This is a genomic window from Sphingobium sp. TomMM7A (assembly GCF_055397305.1).
Genome location: NZ_AP027311.1, coordinates 1,717,555 through 1,737,878, shown reverse-complemented (window position 1 = coordinate 1,737,878; position 20,324 = coordinate 1,717,555). Strand labels below are relative to the sequence as shown.

The following is a 20,324-nucleotide window of genomic DNA, read 5'->3' as shown; positions in this document are numbered from 1 at the left end:
GAGGAAATTGTATTAAAGTGTAGGGGTTCGGTGGGATAGGGCATCGGGCCTTTAATCTGAATCGCCCAGCCCCGTTCGGGCTGTTTGAACGAGTCACTTGCCTCGTTCAAATGTCGAAGCCCCCATCTTCCTAAAAAGAAGTAGAACCCTTCGACAGGCGCAGGGCGAACGGCATTAATAGGGGTGGAGCCGATATAAAGCACGAAGCTCTAGGGCGCGTGGCGGGGCACGAGATCCCAGCTTTCGCTGGGATGACGGTAGAGGTTGGGATGAAATGCTGTTGAGGGGGGGCGCTATTAGCGCCCCAATAGCCCCCTTGCTTGCCCCGCTATTTCGGCGAGCATCGCTACGTTGGGTGCCGCAGCTGCCTTGGCGCGGTGGACGAGGGCGCGGAATTGGGTGATGCGGGGCTGCTTGTCGGCGAGCCATGCGTCGACATGGGCAAGGATGTCCTTGCCGTTGGATTTGCCGCCCTGTTCCAGGAAGTCGAGGCGGACCTGCTGCATGTCGCGGGCGACGCCGGAGATGAGCAGCCTTTCCCATGGGTCGCTGGGGGCCATGCGGGCGGCGGTTGACTGCACCCAGTCGATGCCGACCGTTTCGCCCAGATGGGTGAAGGCGCGGGTAAGGGCGACTTCATCGACCTTTAGCCGCACCGCAAGCGCGGCGATGCCGACGGCGCCGTCGAGTTTGAACAGACCGGCGGTGCGGCGCACGAGATCCTCTGGCGCGCCCAGTGCGAGGAGGCGGTCGATGACGGCATTGGTGCGGCGCAGGGCTTCGCTGGTGAGGAGGTCATCGACATCGCGGGCCAGCTTTTCGACGCCGCTGGCGAGCAGGGCGTGACCGGCGCCGGGCAGGGTTCCGGTCGGAAGGCTGCGCAAAATGTCGGCAATCTGTATCCGTACGCCATTGGCGACGTCGGCGAACAGGGCGAGGCGCGCCGCCTCCGACATAACGGCGGCGTCGATGTCTGCCCAGAGGGTGCCGATGTCATAGAGACGCTCAGCAATCAGGAAGGCGCTGGCGAGGTCGGCGAGCGAGCAGCCTTCTTCTTCGGCGAGTTCGAAGGGGTGGATGAGGCCGAGGCGATTGACGATGCGGTTGGCGACTTTGGTCGCGACGATTTCCTTTGCAAGAGCGTGGGCGGCAATGGCGTCCGCCTCCTTCTTTTGCATGGCGGGCGGGAAGGCCGCGGCGAGTTCCGGACCCATGCTGGGGTCGAGGGCAAGTTGCCCCTGTTCGATGGCATCCTGTAGCGCGAGCTTGGCCGTGGAGAGCAGGACGGCCAGTTCGGGCCGGGTAAGGCCAAGACCATCCTGTCCACGCCGAAGCAGCATGTCATTGGCGGCAAGACCCTCCACCTGCCGGTCGAGCCGCCCGCTTTCCTCGAAGGTTTCGATCAGCCGGACATAGCTGGCGAGGTCCGCCGTTCCACCGGATTCGGCGATGGACAGGCCCAGCACCTGAAGGCGGTTATCCTCCAGCACGATGTCGGCCACGGCATCGGTCATGCTTTCGAGCAGTTTGTTGCGCGCGTCGAAGGCCAGACGGCCTTCCGCCATTTCCTGGTTGAGCGCGATCTTGATGTTCACTTCATTGTCCGAACAATCGACGCCCGCCGAATTGTCGATGAAGTCGGTATTGATGCGGCCCCCGCGCAGCGAAAAGGCGATGCGCGCGGCCTGGGTGACGCCGAGATTGGCGCCTTCGCCCACGACCTTTACGCGCAGATCCTCCGCATTGACGCGCAGGCGGTCATTGGCGGGATCGCCCACATCGCCATGGCTTTGCGCAGCGGCCTTCACATAGGTGCCGATGCCGCCGAACCACAACAGGTCGGCGGGGCTTTTGAGGATGGCGCTGACGAGAGCCGCCGGTTCCATTTCGGTTTCGGTGACGCCCAGCATCGCCTGAACCTGAGCGCTGAGGGGGATGCTCTTCAAGGTGCGGGGAAATACGCCGCCGCCTTTTGAGATCAGCGACTTGTCATAATCGTCCCAGCTGGACCGGGGCAGTTGAAACAGGCGGTCGCGTTCCTTCCAGCTCTTCGCCGGATCGGGGTCCGGATCGAGGAAGATGTGGCGGTGGTCGAAGGCGGCGAGCAGGCGGATGGATTTGGACAGCAGCATGCCGTTGCCGAATACGTCGCCCGACATGTCGCCGCAGCCGACGACGCTGACCGGCTCGCTTTGCACATCGATGCCCATTTCAGCAAAGTGCCGCCGCACGCTGATCCACGCGCCGCGCGCGGTGATGCCCATCGCCTTGTGATCATAGCCATGCGATCCGCCGCTGGCGAAGGCGTCGCCCAGCCAGAAGTCGTGATCCAGCGCGATGGCGTTGGCGACGTCGCTGAAGGTGGCCGTGCCCTTGTCCGCCGCGACCACGAAATAGGGATCGTCGCCGTCGTGAATGACGGTTTGCGCGGGATGGCGGACCTTGCCCTTCACGATATTGTCGGTGACCGACAGCAGCGCGCGGATGAAGATGCGGTAGCTTTCGGTGCCCTCCGCCATCCATGCGTCGCGATCGACCTGCGGGTTGGGAAGCTGCTTGGGATAGAAGCCGCCCTTTGCCCCGGTCGGCACGATGACGGCGTTCTTCACCCGCTGCGCCTTCATCAGGCCGAGGATTTCCGTGCGGAAATCGTCGCGCCGGTCGGACCAGCGCAGGCCGCCGCGTGCGATCGGCCCCGCGCGCAGGTGGATGCCCTCGACCCGTGGGGAGTAGACCCAGATTTCGCGCCAAGGCAGCGGTGCGGGCAGGCCGGGCACCTGCGCGCTGTCGAGTTTGAAAGCGAGCGCTTCGGCGGCGGCGTTGCTGAAGAAATTAGTGCGCAGGGTAGCCGTGATGACGGCGCGCAGCAGGCGCAGAACGCGGTCCTCGTCGATCGCGCTGACCTTTTCGAGGCCCGCATTGATGGCGGCCTGCGCCTGCTCGGCACGGGCCGGGCCATCCTTTGCGGCGGGGTCGTGCAGTGCTTCGAACAGGGTAATGAGCTGGCGCGCAATCTCCTGCTCCCGACGCAGCGTTTCGGCGAAGGTCGCCATGCCATAGGCCATGCCGGTCTGACGCAGATAGCGGAAGAGCGCGCGGAACAGCACGACGGCGCGGGGCGCAAGCCCTGCCGTCACGATCAGTTCGTTGAACCGGTCATTTTCGGCGCGGCCTTCCAGCACCTGCGCAATCGCTTCGGTTACTATGTCGGCGCGAGCGACGACTGCATCACCGCTGCCGCCCGTGGGGAGTTCAAGGACGAAGCGCTGCACATGGCCCTGCGCGCCGCCATCGACCGCCGTCGTCATTTCATCGATGACGCGAAAACCGAAATTCTCGAACGCCGGAACGACTTCCGACAGGGCGATCACATCGTGGCTGTAGAGCTTCAGACGCAGCTGCTCGGGCGTGTCCTCGCCGTTGCGGTAGATGCGGATCGATTTGTCGCCGGGGCCGCCAAGACCGTGGAGCAAGCGGATGTCGATCGCTGCCTCGGCCGGGCCGGCGCCGTTGCGATAAGCCATGGGAAAGCCGGGCGCATAGCGTTGGGCAAGCGCGGCGGCGCGGCCGGGCTCTTCGGTTTCGGCCAGCGCTTCCTCGACGGCGGGCAGCCAGCCGCGCACCATCTGCTTCAACTGGCGGTCGAGCGAAACTTCGTCAGGCACCACGCCACCATCGCGCAGGTCGAGCGTGATGCGCAGCAGCGCAAGGCCGCTTTCCTCAAGCGCGATCGACCAGCTGAGCACGGGCGCATGGGCGGCCTGCGAGAGCATATCCTGCACGGCAAGGCGGCGGGCGGTGGTCAGTTCGTCGCGCGGCAGCCAGGCGAAGGCATAGAGATGGCGGGGGAGGGCGCTGGTGCCGAGCGCCAGCTTTGGACGCGGCCGGTCGGTCAGCGACATGAAGGTGAGCGCGAGCCGTTCCAGCGTTTCATGATCGAAGCCGATCAATATGTCGTGCGGCAGGGCGGTGAGCGCGTGAACGAGCACTTTGCCCGCATGGCCGCCGGGATCGAAACCGAACTTGTCCATCAGCGCGGAAAGAGCGGAACGGAGCAGCGGCACCTTGTCGGGGCTGGCCGACAGCGCCGCGCTGGTCCACATGCCTGCGTGAATCGAGAGGGCGACCAGCTTTTTCCCTTCCCGCACCGGCACGATGATGAGGTCGAGCAGGACGGCGCGATGGACGCGGGAGAGCTTGTTCGATTTGATGATGAGCGGGTTGCGCTTGCCCTCTTCAAACCAGGTGAAGGCCGCTTCGAGCGAGGCGGGCGCGAGCAGCGGCGTGTCATCCAGCGTGCAGATGCCCAGCTGATCTTCCGCCCTGCCATTGCGAAGGCGGCGTTCATGGCCCGTTTGCGTGAAGTGGCGCGCGAGGAACCAGCGAAGGAGTGCGGCCCCTTCACCGTCGGGGATGTCGTCCGCATCCCGGCTCATAGCGTCGCGCATCTTCGGCCAGTCGGCAACCGCGGCGCGGACATCGGTCAGCGTCTGGCGCAGCGATTTTTCCAGCGCGCGGCGGCCCTTCGCGTCGGCGCGATCCGCCTCGATATAGATCATGGATTCGCGGCGGGCGCCGGGGGCTTCGTCGTCCAGAATGGCGGTCAGCTTGCCCGCTTCGCTGCGGTCGATCGAGAGGACCGGGTGGAGCAGGCGGTAGATGGTGACGTCATGCGATGCCAGCGCATTGGCGATCGAGTCCACCAGGAAGGGCATGTCGTCATTGACGATGGCGATCCGCATGTAGCGGCCGGTCGCGCCTTCGCCGAGCGTTTCGATGGAAATGGCAAGCTGGCCCGGTTTGCGGACGTCGGCGGTGCGGCCGAGGAAGGCGGCTGCGGTTACCGCTGCCTCATGATCGAAATCCTCGCTTTCGCCCGGGAGTGCGCCCCTTTCCAGCGCTGCCTCAAGCGCCTTGCGGATCGATACGTTTACTCGGCCGGTCTTCGGCTCGGACAATGCCGTCATGCGTAACCTCTTCCCGCTGCGGCTGTATGCCGCTTTCCCTGAACGGGGACGACGCTGGCATGTTGTCACGCGACTCCCCGGCTCGGCTTGTTATGCGCTAGCGCCCGGTGAGGCTCAATTGGAGAAATGAAATAAAGTTACTGGCCGTCGAAATATAATGAGCGTTGTCGTTCGGTTAGGCGGCCGCCGCGACGATCACCCGCTGACCAAGGTCCGATCCATCGGGAAGGGCGCCGACTATCGCCAGAGTGCCGTCCGCTTCCCGCCGGGCGATGACGACGGCGAGGCCGTCTCCATCGGTCGAAATGGCGACAGGGTCGATCGGCGCGGCGGCCTTCATCGCGGCGCGCGCGGTCTGGCTGGGGTCGGGGCGAGGGGGTAGGAGCGAGCGGCGCTGGGCGCGCTCGTCGCGGATCAGCGCCTTGAGGCCGCCCGGATATTCGCCGAGATAGTCGCCAAGCGCGCCGAGGCCGAGGCCCGCGCTCTTCGCATGTTCCAGCGCGGTCGCATATTCGGTGATGCGCGTCTTGTCATAGGTGGAGCCGAAGACCAGCTTCACCACGGCGGTTAGGGGGCTGCGCGCCTGGGGCTTGATGCCGGCGTCGGCCAGCATCTCGGCATAATCTTCCGGTGACGCCTCGCTCATCAGGGCGAAGTCGTAGGCTAGGCCGATGGCGCGGTAGAGGGCGCCGTGGGTGCGGGCTTCGCTGGTGCGGGCCTGCTCCGCGCCGTCGCGGGCGAGGGCGAGCCAGTCGGCGAGCGGCGCGTCCTCGGCCGGGCTTTCCATGCCGGACAGGTCGAGCGTGTCGTCATCTTCGCCCGCCGCCGGACCATCGGCCCAGATCGGTGCTACGGCGCCGGGGGCGGCGCTGCTGCGCAGGGCGGCATCGACTTCGCGGCCTAGCTCGTCAGCGACGGCCTGGCTCGCCAGTTCCTTCCAACTGATGACGCCGAACACGAAATCGATCGTCTCGCCATCGGAAGAGAAGGGCATGAGGATGCCGCGATAGAGGATTTCCGACCCGCGCTGGTTGAGGAAGCCTGCTTCGAAACCGATCGGCGCGGCATTGGCGATGATCTGGAGATAATGGTCCGTCAGGCGCGACAGCAGCGAGCGGGAGGGCACGTCGTTGATGAACTGGATGGCGCCGGTGACGTCGCACTCACGGCGCAGCGCGGTGCCGAGATACACGACCGCCGGGTTATCGAGTCCGGTGCTGAAATCCAGAAGGACGCTGTTGGGGCCGAAATCCTCCAGATGATCGGGCGACAGATCCTCGATCGACGGAAGCGTGCGGTCGCCCAGCAGGGACGCCCAATAATTATAGGCGCGCACCTGCATGCGCCGCTCGTCGGCGCCTACGCTGGACGGCGGCTCCATCGCCTCGTGATCGGCATAGTCGAAATCATCCTGTTCATTGGAGATTTCCTGCCCCCGCAGAGTATCCATCCGGTCGGTCCTAATCCAGAAGAAAAGCTTTCCTGAGACTCGACACTGCCATGGGATGGTAAACATGCCGTGAAGAAGCGGCGGGCCTGACGCAACGCGCGCGCCCCTTGCCCCGGAAGAGATGGTGCACGAAGATGCATTGCCCGCTTGTCCTGCGCACCAACCGCTGTTATCTGGCCCACCCAGCGCCGCTTTAGCTCAGTTGGTAGAGCACATCATTCGTAATGATGGGGTCACGTGTTCGAGTCACGTAAGCGGCACCATTCCCGGTCAAAGATGGGCACCGTGCCCATCAGACGCGGGACGCCGTTGCAGACACCATTCTCCAGCACGGCCTTCGGGCCAGATATGGTGATCTGTGCATTGGAAACGGTGACCTCTGAGACCAGCATCCGCAGATAATTCTTACGCAGCGTTGGGTCTTCGTCGCGCAGTCTGGCTGACAGCAGATCTCCAAAGCGGCTGATCGTTGCCGGGGTGATTTTGCGCGATCCCTTTGCAAGCTGCGTCTCCAGGGCATCGATGCGGGTGGTCGCCGCAGCAAGCGCAGATCGATTCTCTTCCATACGCTTGGCGAAAATGGGATCGCGCGGTCCCATCTGTCCGGTCTCCACCAAAATGAGCAGGCGTTCGATGCCTGTCCTCAGGCGGGTCTGCTCGGCTCTGGCGTGAGAAAGTTCTTGCTCGCGCTGGAGGCGCTTCTGGTCGGAAAGGTTGAGCACATCGGCAAGAAGCGATTGCAGCCGCTCAGGTTCGAGCAACTGCTTCTCCACGGTGTCAAGCACGAGGTCGTCGAGAACCTCCCGTCGCATGCTCGGGGTAGCGCAAGTCTGTCCTTTGTTCACGCGGTTGGCGCAGACATAATAGCTGTATCGCCCACCTTTTCCGGTGCGGATCGTCATCGCGCAGGCACATCCTGCCGTTCCGCATTTCGCAATCCCGGTCAGCATCGTAGTGCCTGCAACAATATGTGGAGGGTTGCGGCGCGGATTGCGAGACGCACGTAGCGCGTTCACACGGTCGAACCGGGCCTGATCGATAATGGCTGGGCATGGTACGGCGATCCAGTCTTCCGGATCGGGCACATTGCCGTCATCATCCATGGTCTTGTCGTAATAGACCCCGGTATAGGTGATGCGGCTCAGGATTCCTGCGAGATTCCCGTTAGAGAACTTGGCCCCGCGCAGCGTTGTACCGCGCGCATTAAGCGTCTTGACGATCCAACGGCCGCCGCGGCCCATGTCCGCCCAGTCAAAGATTTGGTCGACCACAGATGCTTCTGCGGACACCGCGCGCAGCTTCATCCTCTCTTTGTCGCCGTCCTTTTTCGCGACATATGTCTCGTAGCCATAGGGCACCGGACCACCATTGTAGAAACCCTGGCGCGCATTCTCCCGCCGGCTCTTGGCGGTGAAGATGGATGCCTCGACAGCGCCCTGTTCGGCGACGAAAGCCGTGAAGGTCTGTCCGAGACGCTTGGCACGTCCCTCGCCAAAATTCTCGGTGATAGAGACGACTTCGACACCCTCGTCGGCAAGACCATCCAGTGCATTGAAGAAGATGCGCATATTACGCGCCATGCGGGAAAGACGGTAGAGCAGCACGATGCCCACGGGATTGGTGCCGTCGGTCGCCTGCGCGATCATGCGGTTGAAGCCCGGCCGCTTGTCGGATTGGCCACTCATGCCGCTGTCGACAAATTCCTCGACGATCTCGATGCCGTTTTTTAGGGCATAGGCCATGATGGCATGGCGCTGTGCCTCGATGCTCTGTGCCTTCCCATCCTCTTTGTCGACGCTGAGCCGCAGATAGACATACGCCCGCAATTTGGTGCTGCCCTTGGATCCGCGGCCACGTTTCATCATCCATCCTCCGAAAATAGGCCAGCAAGGTCAGAGCCGAGCGCTGTCAGAACGATTTGAATCTCTTCGCGGGCAATAGGCAAGTCAGAAGGGAACTGGCTGTAAACCGGAATGGGACGCATTCCGCCACGCATGGCTTTTCCACGCCCGCCGACCTTGCGACCCGCTCCGGAGCCACCATCCTCAGGATGTCGGGACACGCCCGCGCCTTCCGCCTGCGCTCCTTCTTCAGACCAGGCCGAAGTGGTGGCGGATCTCAGCGATGAAGGCTTCGGCCGCCGCCTCTCGCTCCATCAGGTTCATTCCGGTCACGTCGGGCAGGCGGAGGCGCTCGAAATTGTCCGCAAGACGCTCGCGGGCGCCGACCGGCTGGTCGTCATGGCCGAGGATCTCGTCGCTCTCGACTGGGACGATCGGCTTGGCTGCCGGGCTGCCCGCGGGCGTTCCGCCCGTCGGCAGAAGGCCGATAAAATTGAGGGCTTCATTCGGCTTGAGGCGGATGCCGGCTTCGATAGCCTCCCGCGCGATGTCGAGAGCCGCTTGGACTTCGCGGGCCGCCATCTTCTTGAATGCGCTCCTGAACGTGACACCATAGCTGATCGGCGCTTTGTGCGGCGCTTCGAGGATGTCGAAGACAAGCGGGCAATCCTCCTGAAGACGCGCCGCGATCAGCATACGGCTAACCTTGTCCTCGTTGAGGCCGGCGTAGCGTTCCGCCAGCGCAATCTGGCTGATCCCGCAGGCACGCTGGAGGCTGAGCAGGCCGTGTGCCATCTCCATCCTGGTGGCGACAGCCGAACCCAGCACATCGTCGCACATGGCGGCGACGGCTTCCTCTTCCGTGCCAGGGAACAGCACGGCCCGAACCGTGATCGTAAGGTCGCCCGGGTGCGCGGCCTTGATTGCCTCAAGGATGAAACGCCCGTTCTTAAGATAGTAGTGTCCTTCCTTCTCCAGGACCTCGATGGGCCGAAAGAGCTTTGGATCGGCCGCCGTCAGCGCTAGCGCGGAGGCATGTTCCGCGCGGGTCGGGGAATGGCGGCGCAGATGATGTTCCCACTCCTTGATGTCCCCGATCGCCAGGGTGATCTCTCCGGGCACCACATGGGCGCACTTAAATTCCTCCGTATAATTATCACGGTCGTCGGCGTTGTAGCTTTCGTCGGTGTCGTCCCCGTCATCGGCCTCCTCGGCTGAGTGACGAGCGAGGTCGAGGGCAAAGGCCTCGTCCTCCGGGGACAGGGCGTCTCCATCCTCATCGCCGCCTAACGCAGCAGGGAGCGCATCGTCCTGATGCGCGATAGTATCGTCATTGCCTTGGTCGAACAGGGAGATTTCATCACTGGTATTCGCGGCCATTTGCTTGGTTCCCGCGAGCCGAAGCATCATTGCATCAGGCTCGTGGGAAACCAATTGTCACTGATTCGCCGGAAATGACTCCCTGACTAATCAGCGTCATGCCGGGACATCAGCAGTTCCAGGCACCCTCCGCGGCGAGGGCCTGTGCCTGCAACACCTTTCGATGCTCATGCGGCTTCTTCTTATCCAGTTCTTTGAGATCCTGCTCCCGCCAGAGCATTTCATAGCGATAGGGATCGTCCGTGATCGGGCTAAGCGCAGGCAGCAGCCCGGCAATCTCACGGATGAGGGCCTCGCGATATAGCGACGACGGGATGGAGGCGACGTCACGGACAAGTTCGGGAACCTGCAGCAAATCGAAATTGGTTCGGAAGAGATCCTGCACGCGCTCGACGGGATGCTGTGTCGGAAGGCCGGTATAGCAGTCCGCTGGCGTCATTGGCCTTCCGCTCCTGTGGTGTATGTGTCTCATGGCGCGGCTCCACCGCTGCGCCTTTCGGGCGAGCTCGGGATCATAGCTGATGAAGCGGCAGCATTGGCGCAGGAAACTGATCTCCGCATCGGGCTGCCACCAGGCATCGAAATAGAAACCTTGGGTCCAGCCTAGCCTGCCCGGACCGGGCGTGCAATTCCGCGCGCGCTTGCGCGCCTCGCCATAGACGTTCTTGAAGCGATCGCCAAAATCCTCGTCGGTCTCTTCCACCGCCTTCATCGCACTGGCGCCCGTTTCCAGGCGCCAGCTGATATCGTCGGGGTCGCTGTCGTCGTCATGATCCGTTTCTTGTCCGGGGAGCAACTGCCGCACCATGACGCGCGTCCACTCGGTATCGCTCAGCGATCCATCGCCGGCGCGATGGCGCATGATGGCGCGCGCGCTGGGCACACAGATGGCTCCCGTCATGATCGTCGCCAGGCTCATCACATCGCGGGACCGGCTGTCAGGATCGCGATATTCCCGATCGATGTTCTTCAGGACCCCGCGCGTCCAGAAGCGGCCTTCATGAGCGACCATGGTCTTCACCATCTGGATCAGCATGACCGTGAGGAGCATCGCGGGCTCGACACCGCAGTAGAGGCGAGCGGGCCGATCGGGGGTCATGGAACGTACACGGCGATAGCGGCCGACATGGAGCGCGCTATGGTCGAAACCATTCTTTACCTGCGCATAGACGGGGTCCGCCTTGGCCGCAGGCTGCCTCTCGTTCATCGTCGGATGGACGACGCGGATGTGACCGACTGATCCGGCCATATATGCGCTCGCGGCCGACGCCACGCCACGAAGCTGGGTCATGGACGACCTGGCCTTCAGGGTAGCGCGAACAGACTGCCGGGAGACGCCGAGTGCGTCGCGCAAAGCGAACAGGAGGTCGAAGCCGCGCTCATACTCGTTCATCACCGCGCAGGTGATGCGCAGGCATGTTGCCCTGTTTCCGATCCGGCTGCGTCGATAGGAGGGCGGCAAATCGGTATGGGCCATGCGGCCGATCAGCCGGTCGGCCCTGTCCATTTGCCGGAGCCAGAGGGCCACGAACAGATCGACATTCGCCGTCAGCAGCGCATTGAGATTGTCGCGGTGGACGCGTGTGCTGACGAGGATGATCCGCTCCTGCAGCGCGTCGGACGTATTGGCTGCGTCATAGGCTTCGTCGCCGCGATAGATGCGGGCAGGATCGGCGAATGGACTAAACAGCGGCCTGTAACGCAGCGCTATGAAATAGCCGGTCTGTTCTTTGCTGGCGGGCACCGGGACGCCGTGAAGGGATATGACATTGCCATCCCTCGCAAAGCCCTTCATCAGCCACAGCCGCGACACGGTCGCCGCGTCGGGAGCGGGCACCGCATTGGGCGCGGCGCAGAGGGAATCGCGCAGATCCAGCGCGACCCTGTGCTGGCCGTGGACCTCATCGCGCATGCCGGGCCATGCAACCTGGCCCATGCGGGTCTTGCGCGCACGCAAGCGCCGTTCCCGTTCCTGCGGGGTCACGGCTTCATGCAAGCCCAGCGCTTTGAGATAACTCGCGCGGCCGCTGGCCTCGAACGGGCGGACCACGGCGTCGCCTACCACCAACAGGCCGTCAAACGCATGAAGAAGTCCCGTCGCCTCGGCAGGAGATAGGCGTGCGCCGTAATTGGGGCTGGTTTGTGCCGTCATTCCGTCTTCCTCCTTGACCGCCAGTCAGCGGCATAGGCCTTACACTGAGCCAGATCGCGGGCGTCCGCCTCGCGCTCGAACCTTTCCAGATCGTGTTTTAGGACGTTAACCTTGTTCATCAAAGCGACCCCGCGCTCGACTGTGATGAAGAGGGCCTCGGGGGCATCCTTTACCTCTAGGTCGCCCTTCATGGCATCCAATTGCCGGAGGCAGGTAATCGCCGTGCGTTCAATCGCCAGCGGATCGACAAGGCGATGGGCATGGCCGTCGGGATCGATCCAAGTGAACCAGCCGCCATCGTTGATCAGACTGCGCCGAAATCTCGGCTGACTGTTCAGCCATTCCCAAGCCTCGGCGCGGGTCGCTATGTCCGGCTTAGGGCCCGCGCCCGTGAGGGCGAGGGCCAGCATCTGGCGCGGCGTGGCCGGACCTGTGAGCGCTACCTCGCGCTGCTCGGGCGTATGGCGGCTGTCGTGCAGGAGGCCCGCATGCTCGTCATGCAGCCCCACGAGCAAGCGGACGTCCTGGAGTTCAGCGCCCAGTTGGTCAATCTGCCCAAGCAGCTCCGACGCCGCGGACCGTGTCTCGGCTTCTGCGTGCTCGTTCCAGCGCAAGATGTCCGCCTCAAGCTGGACGAGGCGGCGATGGCAGTTCTCGATGATCTGGCGAGCGCAATCCCGCACCGAGCGCTCTGGGTTCTCCAGCCCGGATAACTGCTCGTCCACCTCGCTCTCGATAGCACGGATCTCTTCAGTCATGGGCTGATAGTCATCGAGCAGGTGGCAGGTGCCAGAGCGGTCGACCCACTTGAACCGGCTCATGCCACGAACTCAAGGTAATTGAGGTTGGCGCCATGCGTATCGAGCCAGTCCGCAGCTTCCCCCCGCAGCAAATCGCCCGGCAGGTCGAGATGCCGAACGCGGCAGGTGGCGCGCACCAGCCAGCGCTGGCCGGACGTCATCGGTTCTTCTCGCCAGGCGCCCTCAAGGCGGAATTCCTCGTCGCGCGCGAGCCATTCCGCTCGGTCCTCGCCATAGGCATCAAGGCGGCGGCGCCATGTCGCGAACAGGCCGCGCGCGGCCAACTCGCGCTCATGCGCATCAAGGAGACGCGTCAGGATGGTGCCGAAGCTGGTGCCGGGATCGTCATCGACCAGTTCTTTGCCAAGAGACAGCATGTGGTGGCCGTTGCTCGCAAGCAGTCCCGCCAACGCATCGGCGTCATAGGCGCGCAAGCCTGCATTCAACAGGACGGCGCCCAATGCGATCTTGTGATGCATATCGGTGGGATTGGCGACCACTGTCTTATAGGCCGGTTCGACAAGCTGCCGTCGGCGCTCGGCGATAGCGGCGCGCTGCTTGCCCAGCGCGGCGATGCGGTCGTCGGCATCGCTCAACGTGCGGTCAATGTCCGGCTGGCCATCGGTCTTGTCGTAAATTTGCGATTTCATGGACTCTTGCTCCTGTCGTGTTTGACAGGCGCCAGGATCGCCGATGCGCGAGACTAAACATTCCCTGACTAAGAGTAAGTCAGGGAATCATACGTCTTTGCGGAAGAGTAAGATTGGGGGGCTGAAGATTTGGCGCAAGAAATGTTTCACCGATGGCGAAGACATCCCCCTCCCGCACGGCGGTTCAGGCCGCCCCCCAACCAGCCAAGAAGAAGCCGCACATCTATGTGCCTGCGCTGATCAGCGACAATTTCGGACGCTTGTCGATCCTTACGGCGGACACCGCAAATCCCTTCGTTGCTAAAAAACTGGATTCTGCGTCCCGCCGGTTGCAAATCCGAGCGGAGGAAAAGCTGGGGCGCGATCAGCATCGCGATTATGTCCTCGCGGAGAGGGGCCTGACGATCGAGTTCCGGGAGGCCGAGCAGGCGCGCCGCATGGGGCGACGGCTGATTGGAACGAAGGTCCGGCCGGAGAAGATCCGGCATCGACCGCCCAAGGAGCGCCAACGTGGATGGCCCCATGCATCGCGCGCTCTGCCGAAATATAGTGGCCTTGTCCTGGACCGTAAGGGCGAACGTGGCGTGTTCGTGCGTATCCGCTATTATTCGCGCAAGACCGCAGAGGCCGGCGTGTCATCCCGCGTCGTCAAATATGTATTCAATGGCGCGGAGCTGGATGCCGCAGGTCAGCCGTATTTCGTTTCAAACGTCGGGCGCGACGTGGACGAGGCACACTGCGCCTTCGACCATCTGGAGCAGGTCAACTGGGCGGCGCAGAAGAACGCCAAGCTGCTGATGCATGCCATCATGGCGGTCGATTATCGCCAGACGCCGGACGATATGATGCGGACCGGCGTAGTCTGGGCGGAGGAAGCACTGGGGCGCTTCGGCCTGCCTTATGTCGTGACCCTTCATGCGCCGCCTGAGGACGGGGACGAGCGCAACTGGCATCTCCACATCCTTTTCAGCTTCCGCCCGCTGGCACGAGTTGGCGATCATCAGTGGGAGGTAGGCGAGATGCTGCGCACAGATCTGGACAATCCCCAGGCGATGCGGCTCATGCGCGAGATGTACGCGTCGGTGATGACGATCACCTCGTTCGAGAGCGGTATCAACCAGCCCTATACCGCCAAGAGCAATGCCGCGCGGGGACTGGTGCACGAACCGCAGGAGCATCTTGGCGGTGCGCGAACCAACATGGTGCGAAACGGCCATCACATCGCGAAGAACGAGGAAAATTTCGAGCGGGTGATGCGCTCCGAAGCAGCTGCGCTCGACGAGGATTTGCGCCATGTCGACGAGGCGCTGGCGAGGGAGCAGGAGGTTGCTCGCGGCATCAGGCAGCGCTGGTCGAGGATAGCAGCGATGCTCCCTCAGGTCCCGCAGCGGATCATGGCGTCTCTCATCAATATCGACATACCGGTCGTTGCGCCGGTGCCGCCTGCATCCGTGCCGTTCGTCGCTCCGGCTCTTGAACTCCCTGTACGGAGCGAGGTGTCCCGCTTCGCTGGTCTTGTCGACGCCGTGGTGGAACCGGTGAAGGCGGCGCCAACGAATGTCGAGCGTGACGATTTGCCGATCATGCCGGTGCGCTCAGTCATCCTGCCAGGCATGCCGCCGCTCGAAATCGCAAATTTGCGATTGCCCATGCGACAGGCTGACGCTGCGTCACCGTTGCCCGCAATAGCCAATCCGGTCGTGCGGCCGCTGGTGCCAGCGATCAGTGTCCAGATGCCGATCTCTCCTTTGCCCGCAATCGACAGCGCGCCGGATCTGCGGATGGTTTCGCCGCCCCGTGCACATGTTCCTGCGCCTGTTCCGTACATTTTCTCATCGGGCCTGCCCGCTGTGCAGAGAGTGCCGCATATGCCGCAGCGTCTGTCGGAATTGCCGGTCGCGATCAGAGGGGCGCATATGCCGCCCGCTGTTCCTATCCAGCGCCCATCGTCCGTTGCCGACACCGCTACGCTCGGCCTCTCCATTGCGCGTATCAACGACGCGCTGGAGGATCACGGCAGGCGCGACGAGGATCGGGCTGCGGTCGACAAGGCCCGGCAGATGGCGGTTGCCAGGGCTGCCGATGAAGAGCGTCGGCGGCAGGCGCTTGAGAGCCTTCTGGCGCAGATCATCGCTGAGCGGCGTGCCATCGACAGACGTGACGGCAAGCGCCGGGTCGAAGCCAAACTGCTGGCGCGCCATGGCCTTGTTCAGGATGATGTCGTGACAGAGGAGGTTCAGGCCCAACTGGACAATATTGCCAGGGAGCGGGCCTTAGAGGTGGCGCAACTGGCCGAGGTTGGACGAGAGGCCGTGGTAGCCCAGGGTGCGGCACCGCCGCAGGGCGGGCATGAGGCGGATGCGCCTCGCCGACAATCGCTGGCAGGTTGGCTCAGAGCGGCGACACATGCGGATCGGATCGCGGCACTCGATGATGACGAGCACTGGCCCCGGCGCAGGCGAGAGAACGAAGGCCGCCCGGCCGGATCGCAGATCGATACCGGCCGTAAAAAGCAGCTGCCGATCACGCTTCAGGGGCCAGATCTTTAACCCGGCCGCTGGCGATTGCATAGGCGTCGCACATCGTAACGCCTGACCCTTTGCTGGGATATACAAGGTCACGGAACTCCTTGCAGAAAGCGTGCGGCACATCGTCGCGCACATACCAACGGGCGAAAGGACAGAAGCCGCACAGGGGCAAATCATCAAGTGCGATGCCCACTGTGATCGTCACCGGTCCTCGCGCATCGGGATCGGGCCTCCACAGTTCCTCGATATCGGCGGCAGTCAAATCGCTTGGGTCGAAAGTCATCATCTTCTCCTTGTGATGAGCGTGCACCGGCACGCGGCGAAACAGCGTCAGCGCTGAATTCATGAGATTAGGGTCGGCCCTGCCCGCAGACCGTATTGCCATGCGGCCGCTGTGGAAAAGGCGCCTTCGCCAGGCTTGGCGCCAGATTGCGGTCCATGACGGACTGTCAGTGATCGGAAGATCGTTGGGGAAAATGGCATGACGCCGCCCAGCGGCTCCGGTCCGCGACCGCCGTCCGGCGGCGCGTTCTTCATGGAGAAAACTTTATGCGCCAATGGCAACGCCCACCGCTTCAATATCCGTATGAACATATCGTCTGCTATGATCTGGAAACCATCGTCGACCAGGAGATGGAGGATGGCAGCTTCCCGCCATGGCCCAGGCATCGCCCGGTGGCCGGGGCATTTCTGACGGCCAGATGGTCGCAGGACCGCTACAGCTTCCGGTTTGATACGTTGCTGTGCCGGGAAGGGAGGGAGGCGGAGTTCTATCGCAAGGTCGACAGCCTGCTCCCGCAAGACTGCCTCGGCGTGTCGTTGAATGGCCGGAACTTCGACAATATCGTCCTTCGCCTGCAGGCCGAGCGCCATGGTCTCTTCAACCTGCGCAACATCGCCCGTCAGGCGGATGCCGGGCGCTTCGATGTCGCCCATCTCGACCTGATGGATGCGTTCGGTGGTGGTCGGGGCACGTCGCTGGCGGAACTGTGCGGGGCGCTGGATATCCCGGTGAAGACCAGCGTGTCCGGGGCCGATGTCGGCGAGCTTTGGCGGGCCGGCGATGTCGCGGCGGTCAAAGCCTATGTGCAGGAGGACGTCATCGCGACCTATGTCCTCCATCTGCATGCCGCCGCATGGCGCGGAGGTGATGAGAGACTGCTGGCCTTGCCCCTGGCTGACCTCAGCCTCTGGATCGAGAGCGAGCCAAGGCTGCATCACCTGCTGCCGTTCGCGACGTGTCGCCCGGCGCTGTGGGCGCGATCGCGCGCGCCAGCGCTGCGGGCAGAGGCCGCCTTTGCCGATGCCGAGCTTCGCCTGAGGCGCGAGCAGGACGAAGCCGCGTTCGCCGCCCACTAGTTCGGCTTCACCACTTCCATCCAAAACCCATTCGCGCGCGCTCATCGCTCCGGCTGCTTTCCGAGGCGATGGCGTGCGCCTGCATATCAGGACATATTCATGATCAACGAACCCGTTACCTTCGTATCCCTCGCCTTGGCGAGCATCGCCATACCGCCTGCCGCCGACGCCGATTCGCCGCCCGGAACGCATCTGGTCGGGGCCGGGCTGCTGATCGCCACGCGCGATGGCTCTCGCTGGCGGTTCAGCAGCGAGGCGGCCACCGTTTCGGCCGGAGAGAAGGAGCAGAACCTTCTGATCTGGATGGCCGACCGCCTGCCCATGGCCGACACGATGATCGGCTGGCACATCGATCAGCATGTGGTCCCGGCCCTGATCGATGCCGCCGCTCATGCGGATCCGGCCATCGCCCATCATTTCACGCTGCGGCTTGCGCGGGCGCTTCGCAACAATGTCGTCGACCTGTCGATCGACGGCGGAGTCGCTACCGCCAGGATGGCCGAAAACGCAGCCACAGCGCCCAGCATGGCCCCGGACGCACTGCTCGCAGCTTGGGGCATTGGTCGTCTCGATGCCGTGCGCGCAGACCTGGCGACCGAGGCGCTCGGCGCCTGGCTGGCGTTCGTCCGGCAGGCGAAGGCGCTGGGCATGGAAGCCGAACAGGCGACACGCGACTGGATGCACCGCAGCAGCATTCGTCCGGTGGATGACAGGCAGAACATGGACTGAGCAGGAAACAGTGAAATCGGGAACCGTGAAAGAACGGAAAAATGGAATTCCCCGGCCGACAGGCCGTCACCTGAACACATGGAGTATCTGAATGACACATCCCTATCTCGCACGCGGTCAGGCATGGGCTTTGGCACTGCGGACCCTGATGGGTTATCCGCCCTATGAGCCGACACGCCACACCATGTCCTTCTGCACCAGCGGCCCGCGCGACTTCGACGATATACTGCATCTGACCAAGCTCGCCACGGAGATGCAGAAAGATATGCTGCATTTGACCTTTGCCGAACTCGATGACCCGGAGCCGTGTCTGGTATCGCTGGTCGTGCATCAGCCGCTCTGTGTCGAATGGATGCCAGGTTGCCGGCTTTATGCGGCAAGCGAGCGGGCGCCGGTCGAATTGCTGCAGGGGGACAGGCGCTGGCGCATCGATGAGCGCAACCAGCTGGTGAGCGGCAAGCTGCCGGCACGGCATCTCCTGCCGCGTGGTGAGCAGACCGCCTGGGCTCGCTGGCGCACGGTGGCAGCGGAGAAGGATGGCGTGGCGCTGACCGGCAACAAGTTCGTGCCCCAAGGGAAGCCGCTCGCTGATGCCCTGCCGACAGAGGCGATCAAGGTCGTCAGCTGAACCATCACCGCAATCCCGTCCGCGTCATCATGACGCCCTCCAACGCCGCCCCCTGTGGGCGGCGTTGGCGTTTCCAGGAGACCCATATGTTTATCACCCAGGATCAACTTCGCCAAGCCCGCCGCGAACTGGTGGCCCGTCCCCGCAGCATATCCCGGATCGAATGGCCGGATTTCAAGGTCCGGCCGATCAGCGAGGAGTGGCAATATTTCGGGCGTGTCCCAGCCTATAAGTCGGCTGTCGCCAATGTCGCGTATATCTGGCGCGATAGTGAGCCCAGCGACCGCTTCGGCCCCATGCCTGCCCGTTTCGCCGAACGGCGGTTCGAGCTGAAAGGGTCGGGCCTGTTGTTGCCGGCCAGCGCGCCGCTCTGGGCTGCTGCGGATCCGTACACAATCTGGGCAGAGGCGGATGCCGTTGCGGTCGCGACGGGCGATGCTACCGCTGTCGCAGCGTGGCACGTCATGATGGAAATCCCGCTCGACGTCCGGCCACAGAACTGGCGCTGGCTGTGCGAAGGCTTTCTGCGCAGCCAGCTGGTGCAGCAGGGCGCCGCAGTGGCTTGGGCGATCCATTCCGTCGAAGGCGACGATGGGGAATGGATCATCAAGCCTCACATGCACGCCATCGTGACCGCCCGCTACTGGCGCCATGAAAAGCGCCACGGCCGACGTCACCCCAACTGGATCGGCAGCTGGGTCCAGCAGAAGCGCATGGAGTTTGCCTGGCGTCGCCCTTGTTCGTCCATGCGTGATCTCACGCGCGCGGGCTTCTTTGTAAAAGGGTGCTGGCCGTCGCTGACGCGATAACCAGAACTTAAAGTCCCCTCGGCATAGCTTAGCGCCATGTCGGGGGGCTGCCATCTGAATGGATGGTTGGAAACCCTTCGTCCGGACAGATGCAGGGGGTCTTACATGGTCATGCGCCGATATAAAAAAATGCGGACAGCTGTCTGCAAAAAATATTTTCGGCGCATGAGCAGGTAGGACCGGAATGTCTGCCGACACTGTGCCGCCCCCGGCGGAGAGCAGCCGCCCGCTTTCCAGGCAGGAGATACGCCAGCTTCTGGAGTCGGCCAATTTCTCCTACGCCGAACTCAGTCGGCTTGCTCGCAGCTTTCCGGCTTATGTCCATGGCGAGCCGCATGACCTACTGCACGATGCGCTGGGCGCGGCGCTCGGCCCCCGTACGTGCCCGTCCGACGTCACGATCGAGAAGACGATCATCGGCATCATGCGCAGCAAATGGTCGACGGCAGCGCGTGCGCGGGAACGGCGCAAGGTCCAGATCGACTATATGCCGCTGGAGGAGATCGCGCTGGCCGGCAATCGCTATACCGTCGCCTCCGCCGATGAAATCCAGGAGATCGAACGGGTACGAATGCTTTGCGCGGACGTGCTTGAACGCCTGTCCGTCGAACCCGGCTTCGAAGCGTTGATCGAAGCCATCGATGCCGATCTGCGTGGCCAGAAGCTGGCCGACCATCTTGGCCTATCGCGGCGCGATTTGGCTTCATTACGTCGGGCGCTCAAGCGCAAGATCCAGAAACTGTGGCCGAGCGTGGAGAAGATGCTGGGAGGCGGCGCCATTGCAGATAAAAGCTGAATCGGGCGCGCCCACCAGAAATCCTGCTTCATGACCTTGATACCCTCAACCGGCTGGCCGGGGATAATACTAACCCAAGCCGCAGGTCGGAATCGTAAATGTCACGCGGCCGATGGCCCATGTTCCGGTTGACCAGATCGTGCGGATCCGGCGGCATGGTGCTACGCTTGGTTTCTCCGCGCGCGCGACCTAATACCTTGTTCACCCCTATATGATGTTTAATCAGAATTTACGC

Annotated in this window: 14 protein-coding genes and 1 tRNA gene; 7 read left to right on the top strand and 8 right to left on the bottom strand. The window is 63.2% G+C overall.

Annotated features, from left to right (window positions below):
* Positions 1-296: 296 nt before the first annotated feature.
* Positions 297-4,967, bottom strand: coding sequence for an NAD-glutamate dehydrogenase (locus tag ACZ5ZH_RS08635; RefSeq protein WP_464771237.1), 4,671 nt, complete (start codon positions 4,965-4,967; stop codon positions 297-299).
* Between the two features lie 175 nt (positions 4,968-5,142).
* Positions 5,143-6,417, bottom strand: coding sequence for a PAS domain-containing protein (locus tag ACZ5ZH_RS08630; protein WP_464771236.1), 1,275 nt, complete (start codon positions 6,415-6,417; stop codon positions 5,143-5,145).
* Between the two features lie 187 nt (positions 6,418-6,604).
* Here ACZ5ZH_RS08630 and ACZ5ZH_RS08625 point away from each other — a divergent pair.
* Positions 6,605-6,680 (top strand) — tRNA-Thr (locus tag ACZ5ZH_RS08625).
* On the opposite strand, the gene ACZ5ZH_RS08620 is transcribed toward ACZ5ZH_RS08625, so the two are convergent.
* The 5 genes from ACZ5ZH_RS08620 to ACZ5ZH_RS08600 all read right to left on the bottom strand — a co-directional run bounded on the left by ACZ5ZH_RS08620 (position 6,651) and on the right by ACZ5ZH_RS08600 (position 13,240).
* Positions 6,651-8,282, bottom strand: a complete 1,632-nt coding sequence (locus tag ACZ5ZH_RS08620) for a recombinase family protein (RefSeq protein ID WP_464771235.1) — start codon at positions 8,280-8,282, stop codon at positions 6,651-6,653. The two genes, ACZ5ZH_RS08625 and ACZ5ZH_RS08620, sit on opposite strands and share 30 nt — an antisense overlap.
* A gap of 225 nt (positions 8,283-8,507) precedes the next feature.
* Positions 8,508-9,638: a hypothetical protein gene (locus tag ACZ5ZH_RS08615; protein ID WP_464771234.1), complete on the bottom strand. Its 1,131-nt coding sequence runs from the start codon at positions 9,636-9,638 to the stop codon at positions 8,508-8,510.
* A gap of 109 nt (positions 9,639-9,747) precedes the next feature.
* A complete protein-coding gene (locus tag ACZ5ZH_RS08610) occupies positions 9,748-11,790 on the bottom strand; it encodes a hypothetical protein (protein ID WP_464771233.1) in 2,043 nt (680 codons plus the stop codon).
* Positions 11,787-12,611, bottom strand: coding sequence for a hypothetical protein (locus ACZ5ZH_RS08605; RefSeq protein ID WP_464771232.1), 825 nt, complete (start codon positions 12,609-12,611; stop codon positions 11,787-11,789). Before ACZ5ZH_RS08605 ends, ACZ5ZH_RS08610 begins: the two co-directional genes overlap by 4 nt.
* Positions 12,608-13,240, bottom strand: a complete 633-nt coding sequence (locus ACZ5ZH_RS08600) for a hypothetical protein (RefSeq protein ID WP_464771231.1) — start codon at positions 13,238-13,240, stop codon at positions 12,608-12,610. The genes ACZ5ZH_RS08605 and ACZ5ZH_RS08600 overlap by 4 nt, the downstream gene beginning before the upstream one ends.
* A gap of 152 nt (positions 13,241-13,392) precedes the next feature.
* Here ACZ5ZH_RS08600 and ACZ5ZH_RS08595 point away from each other — a divergent pair, with 152 nt between their 5' ends.
* Positions 13,393-15,789: a hypothetical protein gene (locus ACZ5ZH_RS08595; RefSeq protein WP_464771230.1), complete on the top strand. Its 2,397-nt coding sequence runs from the start codon at positions 13,393-13,395 to the stop codon at positions 15,787-15,789.
* On the opposite strand, the gene ACZ5ZH_RS08590 is transcribed toward ACZ5ZH_RS08595, so the two are convergent.
* The gene (locus ACZ5ZH_RS08590) at positions 15,764-16,054 is read right to left on the bottom strand and encodes a hypothetical protein (RefSeq protein ID WP_464775168.1); all 291 of its coding nucleotides are present in this window, start codon (positions 16,052-16,054) and stop codon (positions 15,764-15,766) included. The genes ACZ5ZH_RS08595 and ACZ5ZH_RS08590 overlap by 26 nt on opposite strands.
* Positions 16,055-16,317: 263 nt before the next feature.
* Between ACZ5ZH_RS08590 and ACZ5ZH_RS08585 the strand changes: the two genes are divergently transcribed.
* From ACZ5ZH_RS08585 to ACZ5ZH_RS08565, 5 genes are all read left to right on the top strand, one after another.
* Positions 16,318-17,127 carry a 3'-5' exonuclease family protein gene (locus tag ACZ5ZH_RS08585; protein ID WP_464771228.1) on the top strand — a complete coding sequence of 270 codons (810 nt, stop codon included), beginning with the start codon at positions 16,318-16,320 and terminating at the stop codon, positions 17,125-17,127.
* A gap of 99 nt (positions 17,128-17,226) precedes the next feature.
* Positions 17,227-17,856 carry a hypothetical protein gene (locus ACZ5ZH_RS08580; protein ID WP_464771227.1) on the top strand — a complete coding sequence of 210 codons (630 nt, stop codon included), beginning with the start codon at positions 17,227-17,229 and terminating at the stop codon, positions 17,854-17,856.
* Positions 17,857-17,947: 91 nt separating this feature from the next.
* A complete protein-coding gene (locus ACZ5ZH_RS08575) occupies positions 17,948-18,484 on the top strand; it encodes a hypothetical protein (RefSeq protein ID WP_464771226.1) in 537 nt (178 codons plus the stop codon).
* Positions 18,485-18,570: 86 nt separating this feature from the next.
* Positions 18,571-19,293, top strand: a complete 723-nt coding sequence (locus tag ACZ5ZH_RS08570; protein WP_464771225.1) for a MobA/MobL family protein — start codon at positions 18,571-18,573, stop codon at positions 19,291-19,293.
* Positions 19,294-19,477: 184 nt separating this feature from the next.
* Positions 19,478-20,089 carry a hypothetical protein gene (locus ACZ5ZH_RS08565; protein ID WP_464771224.1) on the top strand — a complete coding sequence of 204 codons (612 nt, stop codon included), beginning with the start codon at positions 19,478-19,480 and terminating at the stop codon, positions 20,087-20,089.
* Positions 20,090-20,324: the final 235 nt, after the last annotated feature.

Excerpts from the sequence above, each read along its gene's own strand:
- ACZ5ZH_RS08635 (WP_464771237.1), bottom strand. The coding sequence starts at position 4,967 with ATGACGGCATTGTCCGAGCCGAAGACCGGCCGAGTAAACGTATCGATC.
- ACZ5ZH_RS08630 (WP_464771236.1), bottom strand. The coding sequence starts at position 6,417 with ATGGATACTCTGCGGGGGCAGGAAATCTCCAATGAACAGGATGATTTC.
- ACZ5ZH_RS08620 (WP_464771235.1), bottom strand. The coding sequence starts at position 8,282 with ATGATGAAACGTGGCCGCGGATCCAAGGGCAGCACCAAATTGCGGGCG.
- ACZ5ZH_RS08615 (WP_464771234.1), bottom strand. The coding sequence starts at position 9,638 with ATGGCCGCGAATACCAGTGATGAAATCTCCCTGTTCGACCAAGGCAAT.
- ACZ5ZH_RS08610 (WP_464771233.1), bottom strand. The coding sequence starts at position 11,790 with ATGACGGCACAAACCAGCCCCAATTACGGCGCACGCCTATCTCCTGCC.
- ACZ5ZH_RS08605 (WP_464771232.1), bottom strand. The coding sequence starts at position 12,611 with ATGAGCCGGTTCAAGTGGGTCGACCGCTCTGGCACCTGCCACCTGCTC.
- ACZ5ZH_RS08600 (WP_464771231.1), bottom strand. The coding sequence starts at position 13,240 with ATGAAATCGCAAATTTACGACAAGACCGATGGCCAGCCGGACATTGAC.
- ACZ5ZH_RS08595 (WP_464771230.1), top strand. The coding sequence starts at position 13,393 with ATGGCGAAGACATCCCCCTCCCGCACGGCGGTTCAGGCCGCCCCCCAA.
- ACZ5ZH_RS08590 (WP_464775168.1), bottom strand. The coding sequence starts at position 16,054 with ATGATGACTTTCGACCCAAGCGATTTGACTGCCGCCGATATCGAGGAA.
- ACZ5ZH_RS08585 (WP_464771228.1), top strand. The coding sequence starts at position 16,318 with ATGCGCCAATGGCAACGCCCACCGCTTCAATATCCGTATGAACATATC.
- ACZ5ZH_RS08580 (WP_464771227.1), top strand. The coding sequence starts at position 17,227 with ATGATCAACGAACCCGTTACCTTCGTATCCCTCGCCTTGGCGAGCATC.
- ACZ5ZH_RS08575 (WP_464771226.1), top strand. The coding sequence starts at position 17,948 with ATGACACATCCCTATCTCGCACGCGGTCAGGCATGGGCTTTGGCACTG.
- ACZ5ZH_RS08570 (WP_464771225.1), top strand. The coding sequence starts at position 18,571 with ATGTTTATCACCCAGGATCAACTTCGCCAAGCCCGCCGCGAACTGGTG.
- ACZ5ZH_RS08565 (WP_464771224.1), top strand. The coding sequence starts at position 19,478 with ATGTCTGCCGACACTGTGCCGCCCCCGGCGGAGAGCAGCCGCCCGCTT.